Consider the following 13574-nt stretch of genomic DNA (forward strand, 5'->3'; position numbering starts at 1 on the left):
ATTCCCTTGGCTGGGCGACGGTGAAGGGTCCGGTTCATTGTCTCCTCAACCGAGGGGTTCCGATACTTGTACGGGCGTCGACCCCGTCACTTCTTCGTGCGTCGGCTTCCGGCGTGCCAATCCTCCTGCGCGCCAACGTCGTCGATGTCCACACCGAACGCCTTGAGCTGTGGCTTCTCCCGGAGGCTGCGCTTGATCTCGGCGAAGCCGGGGAAGCTTGCCAGCCCGATCACGTGATCCCACAACACGAGTGCATCGTCGTCACTGGGGAGCCGGCTGATCACGGGCCCGAAGAACGCGACACCGTCTGGTGGCTGGAAGCAGATGATCGGGGTGCCGACGTCACGTCCGGTGAGCGATAGCGCCTCATCGGTCTCGGCCTGGATCTCGGCGTCGAAGGAGGTGTCGTCGAGGGCGTTCACATGGTGCGGGGGAAGCCCGAGATCGGTGAGTATCGGGCCGAGAAACTCCTGGGTGCCGCGATAGTCGCGCCCATCCCGGGTGTAGGTGCCCGTGTGGGTCTCGAAGATGCGGGAACCGAACGCGCGATAGAGCGGGTCCATCGGCGCCGTGCCGTGTTCGTGCCGGATGCTGGCCGCCGCTCTCAGCAATCGCAACCCCGCAGTGTGCCCGGCCTCGTATTCCGGCGGAAAGTGCGAGGCATAGTCGATGTGCGCATTGAGGAGCCGCAGCGAGATGAACCGCCATTCGACGTCGTAGTCGCGTTGCGCCTGCACCTGTCGGACCCATTTGCTGGTCATCCACGCGAACGGGCACACCGGGTCGAAGTAAAAGCTGATGTCGGCCATGCCGTCGACGGTACGCGGCCGTGCTCACCGTCCGAGGCGTCGAGGGCGGACGCGTCGAGGGCGGGGCGGCGGGGGTGTGGCGGGACAGTAGGGATTGCGATTTCGATAGTAAAATCGTACATATGCGACTGATTCAGTCGAAACTCTTGTGTTTGATCGCGGAATCCCGCATAGTGTTCGCATGTAGTTGTGATGCAAGGCACGCCCGCCGGGACTCGAACCCCCACCGGCGAGCGCACCGAATACCGCATCGCCCGTACGTCACCCGGGGTGATACCAACCGAAACCCAGTCCACCGCTCATGCATCCACAACCGAGCCATTTGAGGAACCAATGACGACTCTTGAAGAACGACAACCCGTTTCAACCGACCTGTCCGCATCCGCGGACCGCCACCTCTGGGGACATTTCGCCCGGCACGGCGCCGGGATCACCCCGCCGATCATCACCCGCGGTGAAGGTGTCCGAATCTTCGACGACAAGGGCAACAGCTACATCGACGGCCTGTCCGGGCTGTTCGTGGTGCAGGTCGGGCATGGTCGAGCCGAACTCGCCGAAGCGGCCGCCAAGCAGGCCGAAACCCTCTCCTTCTTCCCGCTGTGGTCGTACGCCACCCCGCCGGCGATCGAACTCGCCGAGCGGATCGCCTCATACGCACCCGGCGACCTGAACCGGGTCTTCTTCACCACCGGCGGCGGCGAGGCCGTCGAGAGTGCCTGGAAACTGGCCAAGCAGTACTTCAAGCTGAAGGGCAAGCCCGGCAAGTTCAAGGTGATCTCGCGGGCCATCGCCTACCACGGCACCCCTCAGGGCGCGCTGGCGATCACTGGTCTGCCCGATTTCAAGAAGCCGTTCGAGCCGCTCACGCCGGGCGGATTCCGGGTGCCGAACACCAACCTCTACCGCGCACCCGAAGCCTACGGCTCTGATCCGGAGGCCTTCGGCCGCTACTGCGCCGACCGCATCGCCGAGGCCATCGAGTTCGAAGGTCCCGACACCGTGGCCGCGGTCTTCCTGGAGCCGGTGCAGAACGCCGGCGGTTGCTTCCCGCCGCCGCCCGGCTACTTCCAGCGGGTTCGCGAGATCTGCGACGAGTACGACGTCCTGCTGGTGTCGGACGAGGTGATCTGCGCATACGGTCGCATCGGTTCGATGTTCGCGTGCGACGACTTCGGCTATGTCCCGGACCTGATCACCTGCGCCAAGGGCCTCACCTCCGGCTACTCGCCGTTGGGCGCCATGATCGCCAGCGACAAGCTGTTCGAGCCGTTCAACGACGGCAGCACCACCTTCGCCCACGGCTACACCTTCGGCGGGCATCCGGTGTCGGCGGCGGTCGCGCTGGCCAACCTCGACATCTTCGAGCGCGAGGGCCTCAACGATCACGTGAAGGAGATGGCGCCGGTGTTCCGCGGAACGCTGGAGAAGCTGTACGACCTGCCGATCGTCGGTGACGTCCGCGGCGAGGGCTTCTTCTACGGCATCGAACTCGTCAAGGACAAGGCGACCAAGGAGACCTTCAACGACGAGGAATCCGAGCGGCTGCTGCGCGGCTACCTGACGCCCGCGCTGTGGGAGGCCGGTCTGTACTGCCGCGCCGACGACCGGGGCGACCCGGTGGTGCAGCTCGCTCCGCCGCTGACCTGTGGCCCGCAGGAGTTCGACGAGATCTACCAGATCCTGCACAACGTCCTGGGTGAGGCGAGCCGCCGGCTCTGAACCGGGGAAACCCACCATCGAGCGTGAGGAACGATAAGAACCATGACCCAGACCACCTCTGGAACCTCTGCCCATCTGAGCCGGTCGCTCGGCCTGTGGGCCATCGTCGGACTCGGTCTCGGGTACATGACCCCGATGACCGTGTTCGACACCTTCGGCATCGTCTCGGGGGAGACCAACGGCGTTGTGCCGCTTGCCTATATCTTCGCCCTGGTGGCGATGGTGTTCACCGCGATCAGCTACGGGCGGATGACCCGCGTCTACCCGTCGGCCGGCTCGGCGTACACGTACTCCTCGGAGTCGATCCATCCGAATTTCGGGTTCCTGGTGGGCTGGTCGTCGCTGCTCGACTACCTGCTGCTCCCGATGGTCAACGCCGTCATCGCGCGCATCTACTTCGAGTCGTTCTTCCCGAGCGCGCCGTCGTGGGTGTTCGTGGTGATCTACGTCGTCGCCATTACCGCACTGAATTACGTGAGTATGAAAGGCACGTCGCGACTCAACGGCATTCTGGTGGTGTTCCAGGTGGTGCTCATCGGGGCGTTCGTCGTCCTGGGGTTCCTGGCGCTCAAGGACGGCACCGGTCAGGGCACCATCTTCACGATGGAACCGCTGCACCACGCGGGCGTCAGCCTGCAGCCGGTGATCGCCGGCGCCACCGTGGTGTGCTTCTCCTTCATCGGTTTTGACGCCATCACCATGTACGCCGAGGAAGCCAAGTCGCCCGACGTGGTGCCGAAAGCCATTGTGCTCGCACTCCTGATCGGTGGCGCCATCTTCTTCATCGGCGCGTGGTTCAGTCAGTCGCTGTTCCCGACGCTCGACGGGTTCGACGTCACCGACGACACGCTGCCGGAGATCGCCCTCAAGGTGGGCGGCATGGCGTTCAAGGTGTTCTTCGTGTCGGCGGCGCTCGCGGCGGTGGTCGCGTCGAGCCTGTCGTCGCATGCCAGCGTGGCCCGGATGATCTACGTCATGGGCCGAAATGGCAAGGGGCCCTTCTCCCGGTTCCTGTCGAATATTCATCCCCGGTTCTTCACGCCGGCACACGCGGTGGTCATCGTGGGTGTCGTGTCGCTGCTCGCGGTGAAGTTCACCCTGGAGTTCGCGTCGTCGATGATCAACTTCGGTGCGCTCATCGCGTTCACCGTGGTCAACATGACCGTCATCGTGTTCTTCGCGATCCGGCAGGGGAAGCGACGGACACCGAAGGAGATCGCCACCAACATCGTGCTGCCGCTCATCGGCATGTGCCTGACCGGTGTGCTCTGGATCAACCTGCACTTCGACGCACTGCTCTACGGCACGATCTGGCTCGCGGTCGGCATCGTGGTGCTGTTTGTGACCACCAAGGGTTTCCGTCAGCCGCTCACCATGCGCATCGAAGAGGAAACCCTGGCCGAGGAGAACACCCCGGTCCCGCACATCAAGCACGGTGCGGAATGAATCGACCCACTGGGCGGAACCTGAACGGAGACAAGCGATGAAGCTGATGGTCGCGTACGTGGCCACGCCCGGTGGCGCCGACGCGGTCGCCGTCGGGGTGCGACTCGCCCGCACGCTCGACGTCGAGTTGGACATCTGTGTCGTGATGAAGCGCGAGCCGGCCGACACGGTCGCACCGATGGAGTTCTTCGACGAGGAACTGGCTGCACAGGCGAACGAATGGATCGACGACGCCGTGGCCGAGGTCCCCGACGACGTGCGGGTCACCGCGCATGTGGCGGTGCACGATTCGGTCGCAGCCGGACTGATCGAGGAGTGCCGTCGGCTGGACGCGGTGGGACTCGTGGTGGGCGGTCACGGCGGAGGCCTGCTCGGCGGTCTCACGCTCGGATCGGTGGTGAACGAGCTGTTGCACTCGGCACCGGTACCGGTGGTGTTGGCGCCCCGCGGGATCCGGCACTCGGCGATCCGGCGGGTCAGCGGGATCACCTGCGCTATCGGCGAACTGCCTGGTGGCCGTGCCCTGCTCGACACCGCTGCCCGGGCCTGCACACGCGGCGGCGTGCCGTTGCGCGTGGTGTCGCTGGTGGCGGTCGACGCCGACCGCCGTCGGGGCGACGCGCAGGCCGTCCGTGAGCGGGCCCGTGCCCAGGCCGAGGCGGCGATGAAGGACGTGGAAGCCGAAGTGCCCGAACGGGTTTCGGTCACCACCGCGGTCGCCGAAGGCCGGACGGTCGAGGACGCCGTGAACGCCCTCGACTGGCGCGATGGTGACATCCTCCTGGTGGGTTCCAGTCGACTGGCCGCGCCGCAGCGGCTGTTCCTGGGCTCTACGGCGGCGAAGATGCTGCGGGTGCTGCCGGTCCCGATGGTGGTGGTACCGAAGCCCGAGACCGTCGCTGGGTGATCACCGCTCCGGCCACGACGACGAGCCACACCGCGGCGATCGCCACGCCCAGTCCCAGCGCGTAGGGCCGGTCGAGAATCGTCGCGTTGTTCGGTCGTTCGCCGGGCGGCCGTGGCAGGAGAACCGGTAGCGCCAGCAACACGAGGAGAACGGTGTAGGCGGCGCCGACGAGGATCGGACGTGCCCAAGCCTGAGGAAGGTTGCGGCGCACCACCCAGGATGTTCCGAGGCCGGCGGGCGCGAAGAGCCCGTCGTGCACGGCGAGGCCGACGACGAGCCAGATCACGATCGACTCGATGTCGGAGATCGAGAAGTGCAGGATCATCCAGGCGCCATACGCACACGAGGTGATGCCCGCGGCGATGAGAAGCGTTCGGACGGTACGCATCATCAGAGCACCTCGATCCGGCTGACCCACTTCGTCTGCATCACTCCGGGCAGGTTCGGCGCGATCAGCCGGCACGGATACCCGTGGTCCAGGTCGAGTTCGCTGCCGTTGAGTTCGAGCGCCAGCAGTGTCAGCGGATCGGTGGACTGCGCGCTGGGCAACTCGCTGACGGCGTAGAGCCCTCGTTCCAGCGAGATCACCCGGATGCCGTCGGCGCCCGAATCTCCCACCAGCGCAGCCAGATCACGGATGCGGATGCCGCGCCAGGTGGCGCCGACGCTCCACCCCTCGACACACGCGATGGGCAGGTCGACGGTGTGGTGGGGCAGTGCTCGCAGGTCGTCGAGCGTCAGGGTTCGCGTCGACCGGCCGACGATCGTGAGGCGATAGTCGGGGTCGCGCGCCGTCCGGGTGACGCCGGCGGCCTGCGCGGTCCGGTTGATCGGCAGGCCTTGGGGACCGGTGCCGCTGCGGGGTGCGAGGAAGGCGACGGGCCGTAGGAAGGTGACGGCCTGCCCGGCGAACGCGAGTCCGGCGACCGCCCCGGCACCCCAGACCAGGCGCAGCATGCCTCGCCGCGAGATGCCGGTGCGATCGAGATCGCCTGTGTGCGTTACGGGCTTACCCGACGAGGGTTGCAGAGCGTCCCGGATGATCGGGAGCTTGACGGCGACGTGGAGCGCCAGCGCGCCGACCACCACATATGCCATCGCGTAATGCGTGGTCGTGAAGAAGAACTTCCACGGGTACCACTGCGCGATGTTGAGGAGGCCGGTCATCAGCTGGAAGATGCCGGCCGACACCAGGACCGCGATCGACAGTCGTTCGAGTCCGCGCACCGGCGAACCGATGATCGGCTTCTCGAAGAGTTTCGGGTACACCACCGCGAGCTTGGCGAGCAGCAACGGGATGGCGACCACACCGGAGACGACGTGCACACCCTGGGTGAGGCGGTAGAGCCAGATCGGGACCGACACCCAGGCGAACCAGCTGGGCGGGTGTTGAATCCAGTGACTCAGCAGTCCGGTGACGAAGCAGATGCCGAAGGTGACGGCCAGGGTCAACCCGATCCGCGTGGTGACCCGGCGATCCCGGATACCGGGCGCGGTGTCGGTGGTGTGCGCGCGTGTCATGGCCGGACCAGCTCCACGACCTGACGATCCGAGATCTGCCATGTGGTTTCGACGACCAGTCCCGTGTCGCGGGCGATATCCTCGATGCCGAGGAGACCGACCCGCGCCCACCCGAACCAGTCCCCGAGCCCGGCAGCGGATTCCACGCGAACGGTGTCGTGTTCGACATGCTCCACATCCGGATCGATCTCGACGAGGATCGATCCTCCCGGGTGGACGAGTTGACGGGCCCGTCGCATCACGCGGTGCGGGTCGTCACCGATGCCGATGTTGCCGTCGATGAGGAGGGCGGTGGACCAGTGACCTTCGCGTGGCAGCGGGCCGAAGATGTCGCGTTGCAGGACCGCGGTGCCGAGATCCTGGGCGATGGCCACGGCGACACGTGATCGGTCGACGCCGAGTGCCACGATGTTCTGCGCCACCAGATCTCGGACCAGACGTCCCGGACCGCACCCGAGATCGATGGTGGCGCTGCGGCATCGGTCGATCACGGCCCGGTCGAAGTCGCGATCGGGGCCGGTGTGGCCGGCACCCCGCCACCGGGCGAGCGGCACCGGGTGGACTGTCCCGTCGGCGTGGTGCAGCCTGCAGTGTTCGACGCCGAAGATGGTGTCGAACACATCGGCGGCCGGTTTCACCATGCCCATCGATCCACCGCCTTCATCGGGCCGCCGCCGTCGAAGTCGTCACAGCCGCAGCAGTTCTGGCGAATGCGCTGTCCGGTGCACAGAGTCGGGCGACCTCGTCGACGTCGGCGGGGTGGTCGACGTCGGTCATCGTCGCCAGACGGTGGACCCGAAGCCCTGAGCGGGACAGGGTGGTGCGCGTCCGTCGCGCGGTATCGGCCTGTGACATGGGCACATTCGCCAACGAACGGGCTCCGCGGGCGAGGGCCGTGCCGAAGGCCCACCAGCCGCCGTCCGCGGCATCGCCGAGAACGCAACGCCGGTGAGCGGGGTCCAACTCCGCCAGTGCGTCGGCGAGGGTGGAGGCGGTGAGCTGGGGTGTGTCCATCCCGATCTGGACCAACCGATCGAATCCCATTGCGGTGGTGTCGAGATGGGCGTTGGCCAGGCGCTCGCCGAAGGATTCTCCGCGCTGTTCGATGCGGATACAGGAGGGGAGAAGGCCGTCGAGCTCGTCGCGGCGTTCGGCCGCGGCGAAGTCTCCGGTATGCGCGATGACCACCTCGCTGTGCGGCACATGCAGCGCAGTCGAGAGGGTGTCGATGAGCGCTGCGGCGGCGAGCTGTGCCGCACCGCGCGGACCGAATCGGGGTGCGAGCCGCGTCTTGGCCTCCCCGGCGACCGGGGCCTTGGCGATGACGAGCACGGCGCGGCTCATGACAGCGCCGCCACGAAGTCTCGTGCAGCACAATACGAGCCGCGCAACGATCCGGACACCTTGGACCGGCCCGCGGTGCGCGGCGAGTATCGCACGTCGCATTCGACGACGGACAGACCACACTCGGCCGCGCGGACCAGTAGTTCGACCGGATAGCCCGACTGCTGGTCGAGCTGCCCCAGTCGGAGCAGGGCGGGGCGGGCGATGGCGCGCATCGGGCCGATGTCGTGGACGGACAGGCGGTGCCGGCGACGTAGGTACCACGCGGCACCCACCGATCCGAGCCGGGCGTGCACCGGCCAGGCACCCACCGATGCGGGTCGTCTTCGGCCGACGACGAGATCGGCGCCGCCGTCCAAGTGCGCCAGCAGTTTCGGCAACTCGCCGGGGTCGAGCGAACCGTCCCCGTCGACCGTGCAGATGACCTCCGCGGTGCTGGCCGCGACACCGGCGGTTACGGCGGCTCCGTATCCGGGTCGTGCCTCGAACACCACTCGGGCGCCGGCGGCGCGTGCGACGGCTGCGGTGTCGTCGCTCGAGCCGTTGTCGACGACGATGCACTCCATGGTCGCCGGGACGGCCGCGATCACCGCCCCGATCGACCCCGCCTCGTCGAGACAGGGGATCACCACCGAAACATGGTTGGATGTCATGCTTTCCGACGCTAGGCGCCGATCCGACGATCGGGAAGACATACGGCGGTGACGGAAGTGTGACGTCACGGCCGATCATGCGATGCGGCGAGGGATCCGCAATACCGTTGTGGGGTGGACAAAACTGCGACGATCACCCGTTCCGACGGATCGGAACGGTTCCTCGATGCCGTCGACGACACGACCCGGCGCGGACCCACGGTGCGCCGTGACATCCTCTGCGTGGTGATCGCGGTCGGGCTCGTGGCGGCGGCGTCCCTCATTCCGCTGGTGTTCGTGCCGTCGCTGAAGGGCACGATCTTCGTGCAGGCACCGCCGCTCTTCGCGCGATGGCTACCGCATCTCGGAATCGGCACTGCGCCTGCGATACTCATCGCGATCGCCGTGGTGGCATGGCTGCCGGCCCGTGCCGAGACCATGGGCTGGAATCGGCTGATCGTCGTCGGGTGGGTGACGGCGGCCGCCTGGACCGTCAGCCTCGCACTCGTCGACGGCTGGCATCGCGGCTTCGCGGGACGTCTGGAACGGCCCGACGAGTATCTGTCCGAGGTACCCGGTGTCGGCGCGATCGGTCCGATGCTGCACGAGTTCGCTCGACGCATCATCGACTATCAACCGGATTCGTGGACGACACATGTCTCCGGGCACCCGCCCGGTGCGTTCCTCACCTTCATCTGGCTCGACCGCGTCGGGTTGGGCGGTGGTGCGTGGGCGGCCACGTGGGTCGTGCTCGTCGGCAGCAGCGCGGTGCCCGCCGTGCTCATCACCGTGCGGTGCCTCGGATCACCGGAGTGGGCGCGTCGCTGCGCGCCGTTCCTCGTCCTGTTTCCCGGGTGGGTGTGGGTCGGTGTCTCCGGCGACGGCTACTTCATGGGCGTCGCCGCGTGGGGGGTCGCGCTGCTCGCGATCTCCTCGACCACCCGACGGGGCATCTCCGTGCTCGCGGCGGTCGCGTCGGGGTTGTTGTTCGGCTTCGCGATCTTCCTCAACTACGGTCTGGTGCTCATCGGCGCGGTCGCCCTCGCGGTTCTGGTCGCGGCCCGCACGGCTCGGCCCCTACTCGGCGCGGTGATCGGCGCGCTGGCCGTGGTCGCCGCCTTCCGGATCGCCGGCTTCTGGTGGTTCGACGGCTACCACGCAGTGGTGGAGCGGTATTACCAGGGCATCGCCAGCCAGCGGCCGTTCGCCTACTGGGGCTGGGCGAACCTCGCCGCCGTGGCGATCGCGGTGGGCCCGGCCACGATCGCCGGCCTCGGGCGACTGTGGCAGCGCGACATGTGGCGGCACGGGCCCGCACTGCTGGTCATCGGGGGTCTGGTGGCGATGCTCGCCGCCGACCTGAGCGCGCTGAGCAAAGCCGAAACCGAACGGATCTGGTTGCCGTTCTCGCTATGGCTCATCGTCGCGACGGGACTGCTTCCGCGCCGGCATGTCCGTGTCTGGCTGATCGCCCAGGCCGCGGTGGCGCTCGCCGTCAACCATTTGTTGTTAACCTACTGGTGACGCGAAAGTTGATGATCGATGCGGATTCTCGTGGCCGACGACGACCCCGTCGTCGCCGATGTGGTCAGGCGGTACCTGGAGCGCGACGGCATGACGGTGCTGTTGGCCGGTACCGGCGCGGCCGCGCTGTCCATCATCGCCGCCACCACCGTCGACCTGGCGATCCTCGACGTGATGATGCCCGACGGTGACGGTATCTCGGTGTGCCAGAACATTCGCCACGGTCCGCGACCCGATCTGCCGATCATCATGCTGACCGCACTGGGCGAAGCCGAGGACCGGGTGGCCGGCCTGGAGTCGGGCGCCGACGACTATGTGGCAAAGCCGTTCAGCCCCAAGGAACTCAGCCTGCGCGTCCGCTCCGTGTTGCGTCGTGCCCACGCGACCTCGACGGTGGGCACCGCCTCCGATCTGGTCGACGGCGACATCCGCATCAATCTGGCCGGCGACGCCGTCCATGTCGGCACCAGGCCGGTGTCGACCACCAAGCGGGAATTCGACCTCCTTGTCTTCCTGGTCCGCAACCCCGACACCGTCTTCACTCGCGAGGAGTTGCTCGAACGCGTGTGGGGATGGTCGTTCGGTGACGTGTCAACGGTGACGGTGCACGTGAAGCGGCTGCGAGCGAAGCTCGGCGACGCCAACCGGATCGAAACGGTCTGGGGCCGGGGCTATCGCTGGACGACCGCCGACGGGCCCGGGACGGAGTCGCAATGACCGCGAGCACCGGACACATCCTGTTGGTGGCGGTCGCCATGACCGCACCGGTGGTGCTCCTGGGCACCGCGGTGTTGTTCCTGATGCGCGGGATGTCGTTGCGCGCCAACATGGTCGTGATAGTCCTGATCCCATTGGCGGCCACCTTCGTCGGGGTGCTCGGTGTCAGCGGATTCATGTTCACCGACGACATCTCGAAGATCGCGACGGTGCTGGCCGCGGTCGCCCTGGTCACCGCGCCCGCGGCGTTGTATCTCAGCCACGCGCAGGCCAAGCGAACGGTGTGGGAACGCCAGATGCGGGACCAGGAGCGGGCGGCGGAACGGTCGCGACGGGAACTGATCGCGTGGGTGAGTCACGATCTGCGAACCCCACTCGCCGACATCAAGGCGCTGGCCGAGGCGCTCGGCGACAGTGTGGTGACCTCCCCCGACGAGGTCGTGGGCTTCGCCCGGGAGATCGACGTCAACACCGTGCGCCTGTCCCAGATGGTCGACGACCTGTTCGAGATGTCGCGCATCCATTCCGGTGCTCTCCGTCTGGATTTCGAGCAGCTCGACGTACGGGAGGTCGTCGACGAGGTGGCCGGAGCCATCGCCGCGGCCGCACGACGCGCCGAGGTGACGCTGTCGGTGGACATGCCGGAGCATCCGGTGCTCGTGGTCGGGAGTTCGACGGCACTGTCGCGGGTGCTGTCGAACCTGGTCGTCAACGCCATCGCACACACGCCCCCCGGCGGGTCCGTGCATTTCCGCGTCGCCGCCGACGACACCGGTGTCACGATCGGGGTGTCGGACACCGGTGGCGGTATCGCCGACGAGGATCTGCCGAGGATCTTCGAGATGGCATACCGCGGCACCGCCGCCCGGACACCGGTCAACAGTGCCGGATTGCCGGTCGGCTCCGGTATGGGTCTGGCCATCGCCCAGGGGCTCGTCGCTGCGCACGACGGTCTCATCGTCGCGTCGAACACCGAGTCGGGGTGCCGATTCGAGGTGACGCTGCCCCATCGCGCACCGCGGCCGGGGTCGCCGCTCTCGGTGCCGCGGTCAGCCGACGCCGACCGACCCCCGCAGCCGGGTGCCGGAGAACTCGCGTAGCCCGTCGTCGGGTGCGATGCGAGCGGAGAAGCCGAGAACGGTCCGCGCCCGCGACGGGTCGGCGACGATGTGCCGAACGTCGGCCCGGCGTATCTCACCGGTGATGACCGGCATCGGACCGCCCACGTGCACGGCGAGGATCTCCGCGACCTCGCGGATCGAAACAGGTTGTCCAGAGCACACATTGAGTGGGGTGAACCCTCTGCCCCGGTTCGCGGCGAGATGCTCGATCGCGGCCACGTCGGCGGCCGCCACGTCCGATACGTGGACGAAATCCCGCATCTGACCGCCGTCCTCGAACACCAGCGGCGGTGCACCCTGGTCGAGTCTGGACCGGAAGATCGACGCCACACCCGCGTAGGGGGTGTCGCGCGGCATGTCGGGGCCGTACACGTTGTGATAACGCAACGCGATGACCGACCCGCCCGTGGCGATCGACCAGGCGCGCGCGTAATTCTCTTGTGCCACTTTGCTTGCCGCGTAGGTACTCCTCGGTGCGAGCGGGGCATCCTCCGTCGTCAAGGTCCATGTCACCGGCCCGCCGTCGGGCAGACGATATTCGAAGTCCCCGGCGTGCAGATCGGCGGGACGGCGCGCGGGCGGTTCGGTGATGTGCTCGCCATCGGGGCCCCGCAGCGAGCCGTGTCCGTAGACGACCATGGACGACGCCAGGACCAGGCGCGAGCACCCGGCGCGATGCATGGCGGCAAGCAAGGTGGCGGTACCGAGATCGTTGTGTCCGGCATACAAAGGTGCGTCCGACATGTCGGTTCCCATGCCGACCATGGCGGCCTGATGGCACACGACGTCGACGTCGGCGAGTAGATCGGTGATCGTGTCGAGGTCGCGGACGTCGACCTGCCGGATACCGCTCGGGGCCGGGCCGGCCGGATGGGCCTGCGGGATCATCGCGTCGACGGCGATGACTTCGAAACCCTTGGCGTCCAGCAGGGTATGGATGTGTGAACCGATGAACCCGGCGGCCCCGGTCAGCAGCACCCGGGTCACGCGGGCACTCCGAGGAGCGCATCGACATCGTAATCGGCAGTGGCGCAGTCACATCCTTTGCCTGCGTCGATTCGGCCGACCGATTTCTCGATCACCGAGACGAGTTCGGGCAGGTGATAGGCGAACCGCGCGAACACCTCGTCGGCGGTGACACCCTCTCCACTCACCACGCCGGCATCCAGGTCGGTGACGAGACAGGCAGTGGCGTAACACATCTGGAGTTCGCGGGCGAGCACCGCCTCCGGGTGGCCGGTCATGTTGATCAATGACCATCCCTGTCGCGCATACCACTGGCTTTCCGCGCGGGTGGAGAACCGGGGACCGTCGATCACCACCAGGGTGCCGCCGTCGCGAACCGTGGAACCGGCAGCGGCCAGCGCCGTCCGCAGATCCGCACAGTACGGGTCCGCGAACGCCGCATGGATCGGACCGGCCGCGCCGGTACCGTCGTCGAAAAAGGTCTGCGGCCGGGCGGAGGTTCGATCGACGAGCTGGTCAGGGACGACGATGCTGCCCGGGCCGACATCGGGGTCAAGACTTCCCACGGCCGACGCGGAGACCACCTTGCGGACGCCGAGTGCCCGCAGCGCCCACAGGTTGGCGCGGTAGGGGATCTGGTGCGGCAGGTACTGGTGATGTGCGCCGTGCCGCGGGAGGAACACGATCCGCCGGCCCTGCACGGTACACACCGTCAGCTCGCCCGATGGATCGCCGAACGGAGTGGTGACCGTGTGGGTTTCGGCTGTGCCGCCCTCCTCTGTGGTGGACAGCCAGCGGTAGAAGCCGGAGCCGCCGATGATGCCGATCGCCGCATCGGGGGTGTGGTTGTCGGTGGTCATGTCTCGAT

Annotated in this window: 14 protein-coding genes; 6 read left to right on the plus strand and 8 right to left on the minus strand. The window is 67.3% G+C overall.

Annotation, left to right across the window (positions count from 1 at the left end; all coding sequences use genetic code 11):
• Window positions 1-86 precede the first annotated feature (86 nt).
• On the minus strand, window positions 87-809 hold the full coding sequence (locus ACWDTI_RS21035) for a mycothiol-dependent nitroreductase Rv2466c family protein (RefSeq protein WP_449740069.1): 723 nt from the start codon (window positions 807-809) through the stop codon (window positions 87-89).
• A 333-nt stretch (window positions 810-1142) separates the two neighbouring features.
• On the opposite strand from ACWDTI_RS21035, the gene ACWDTI_RS21040 reads away from it, so the two are divergent.
• Genes ACWDTI_RS21040 through ACWDTI_RS21050 form a run of 3 tightly spaced genes read left to right on the plus strand, consistent with a single transcriptional unit; the run spans window position 1143 to window position 4881 of the window.
• Complete coding sequence (locus ACWDTI_RS21040; RefSeq protein WP_449740070.1) at window positions 1143-2528, plus strand: aspartate aminotransferase family protein; 1386 nt, start codon at window positions 1143-1145, stop codon at window positions 2526-2528.
• Window positions 2529-2570: 42 nt separating this feature from the next.
• A complete protein-coding gene (locus ACWDTI_RS21045; protein ID WP_449740071.1) occupies window positions 2571-3974 on the plus strand; it encodes an APC family permease in 1404 nt (467 codons plus the stop codon).
• A gap of 37 nt (window positions 3975-4011) precedes the next feature.
• Window positions 4012-4881 carry a universal stress protein gene (locus ACWDTI_RS21050; protein WP_449740072.1) on the plus strand — a complete coding sequence of 290 codons (870 nt, stop codon included), beginning with the start codon at window positions 4012-4014 and terminating at the stop codon, window positions 4879-4881.
• On the opposite strand, the gene ACWDTI_RS21055 is transcribed toward ACWDTI_RS21050, so the two are convergent.
• From ACWDTI_RS21055 to ACWDTI_RS21075, 5 genes are read right to left on the minus strand one after another with little or no spacing between them, the layout of a single operon-like run.
• Window positions 4805-5272, minus strand: coding sequence for a hypothetical protein (locus tag ACWDTI_RS21055; RefSeq protein ID WP_449740073.1), 468 nt, complete (start codon window positions 5270-5272; stop codon window positions 4805-4807). The two genes, ACWDTI_RS21050 and ACWDTI_RS21055, sit on opposite strands and share 77 nt — an antisense overlap.
• Window positions 5272-6402, minus strand: a complete 1131-nt coding sequence (locus ACWDTI_RS21060) for a molybdopterin-dependent oxidoreductase (protein ID WP_449740074.1) — start codon at window positions 6400-6402, stop codon at window positions 5272-5274. The genes ACWDTI_RS21055 and ACWDTI_RS21060 overlap by 1 nt, the downstream gene beginning before the upstream one ends.
• Window positions 6399-7049 carry a methyltransferase domain-containing protein gene (locus ACWDTI_RS21065; RefSeq protein ID WP_449740075.1) on the minus strand — a complete coding sequence of 217 codons (651 nt, stop codon included), beginning with the start codon at window positions 7047-7049 and terminating at the stop codon, window positions 6399-6401. Before ACWDTI_RS21065 ends, ACWDTI_RS21060 begins: the two co-directional genes overlap by 4 nt.
• 13 nt (window positions 7050-7062) lie before the next feature.
• On the minus strand, window positions 7063-7746 hold the full coding sequence (locus ACWDTI_RS21070; protein ID WP_449740076.1) for a TIGR04282 family arsenosugar biosynthesis glycosyltransferase: 684 nt from the start codon (window positions 7744-7746) through the stop codon (window positions 7063-7065).
• The gene (locus tag ACWDTI_RS21075; RefSeq protein WP_449740077.1) at window positions 7743-8399 is read right to left on the minus strand and encodes a glycosyltransferase family 2 protein; all 657 of its coding nucleotides are present in this window, start codon (window positions 8397-8399) and stop codon (window positions 7743-7745) included. Before ACWDTI_RS21075 ends, ACWDTI_RS21070 begins: the two co-directional genes overlap by 4 nt.
• A 114-nt stretch (window positions 8400-8513) precedes the next feature.
• Between ACWDTI_RS21075 and ACWDTI_RS21080 the strand changes: the two genes are divergently transcribed.
• Genes ACWDTI_RS21080 through ACWDTI_RS21090 form a run of 3 tightly spaced genes read left to right on the plus strand, consistent with a single transcriptional unit; the run spans window position 8514 to window position 11719 of the window.
• Window positions 8514-9902: a hypothetical protein gene (locus tag ACWDTI_RS21080; protein ID WP_449740078.1), complete on the plus strand. Its 1389-nt coding sequence runs from the start codon at window positions 8514-8516 to the stop codon at window positions 9900-9902.
• Window positions 9903-9920: 18 nt separating this feature from the next.
• Window positions 9921-10619: a response regulator transcription factor gene (locus ACWDTI_RS21085; RefSeq protein ID WP_449740079.1), complete on the plus strand. Its 699-nt coding sequence runs from the start codon at window positions 9921-9923 to the stop codon at window positions 10617-10619.
• Window positions 10616-11719 (plus strand): sensor histidine kinase, encoded by a 1104-nt coding sequence (locus tag ACWDTI_RS21090; protein WP_449740080.1) that lies wholly within the window; start codon window positions 10616-10618, stop codon window positions 11717-11719. The genes ACWDTI_RS21085 and ACWDTI_RS21090 overlap by 4 nt, the downstream gene beginning before the upstream one ends.
• On the opposite strand, the gene ACWDTI_RS21095 is transcribed toward ACWDTI_RS21090, so the two are convergent.
• A complete protein-coding gene (locus ACWDTI_RS21095) occupies window positions 11669-12727 on the minus strand; it encodes an NAD-dependent epimerase/dehydratase family protein (protein WP_449740081.1) in 1059 nt (352 codons plus the stop codon). The genes ACWDTI_RS21090 and ACWDTI_RS21095 overlap by 51 nt on opposite strands.
• Window positions 12724-13566, minus strand: a complete 843-nt coding sequence (locus ACWDTI_RS21100; RefSeq protein WP_449740082.1) for an S-methyl-5'-thioadenosine phosphorylase — start codon at window positions 13564-13566, stop codon at window positions 12724-12726. Before ACWDTI_RS21100 ends, ACWDTI_RS21095 begins: the two co-directional genes overlap by 4 nt.
• Window positions 13567-13574: the final 8 nt, after the last annotated feature.

The organism is Gordonia sp. NPDC003424 (genome assembly GCF_053588655.1).

Excerpts from the sequence above, each read along its gene's own strand:
- ACWDTI_RS21050 (WP_449740072.1), top strand. The coding sequence starts at position 4,012 with ATGAAGCTGATGGTCGCGTACGTGGCCACGCCCGGTGGCGCCGACGCG.
- ACWDTI_RS21045 (WP_449740071.1), top strand. The coding sequence starts at position 2,571 with ATGACCCAGACCACCTCTGGAACCTCTGCCCATCTGAGCCGGTCGCTC.
- ACWDTI_RS21060 (WP_449740074.1), bottom strand. The coding sequence starts at position 6,402 with ATGACACGCGCGCACACCACCGACACCGCGCCCGGTATCCGGGATCGC.
- ACWDTI_RS21070 (WP_449740076.1), bottom strand. The coding sequence starts at position 7,746 with ATGAGCCGCGCCGTGCTCGTCATCGCCAAGGCCCCGGTCGCCGGGGAG.
- ACWDTI_RS21100 (WP_449740082.1), bottom strand. The coding sequence starts at position 13,566 with ATGACCACCGACAACCACACCCCCGATGCGGCGATCGGCATCATCGGC.
- ACWDTI_RS21085 (WP_449740079.1), top strand. The coding sequence starts at position 9,921 with ATGCGGATTCTCGTGGCCGACGACGACCCCGTCGTCGCCGATGTGGTC.
- ACWDTI_RS21040 (WP_449740070.1), top strand. The coding sequence starts at position 1,143 with ATGACGACTCTTGAAGAACGACAACCCGTTTCAACCGACCTGTCCGCA.
- ACWDTI_RS21035 (WP_449740069.1), bottom strand. The coding sequence starts at position 809 with ATGGCCGACATCAGCTTTTACTTCGACCCGGTGTGCCCGTTCGCGTGG.
- ACWDTI_RS21055 (WP_449740073.1), bottom strand. The coding sequence starts at position 5,272 with ATGATGCGTACCGTCCGAACGCTTCTCATCGCCGCGGGCATCACCTCG.
- ACWDTI_RS21090 (WP_449740080.1), top strand. The coding sequence starts at position 10,616 with ATGACCGCGAGCACCGGACACATCCTGTTGGTGGCGGTCGCCATGACC.
- ACWDTI_RS21075 (WP_449740077.1), bottom strand. The coding sequence starts at position 8,399 with ATGACATCCAACCATGTTTCGGTGGTGATCCCCTGTCTCGACGAGGCG.
- ACWDTI_RS21065 (WP_449740075.1), bottom strand. The coding sequence starts at position 7,049 with ATGGGCATGGTGAAACCGGCCGCCGATGTGTTCGACACCATCTTCGGC.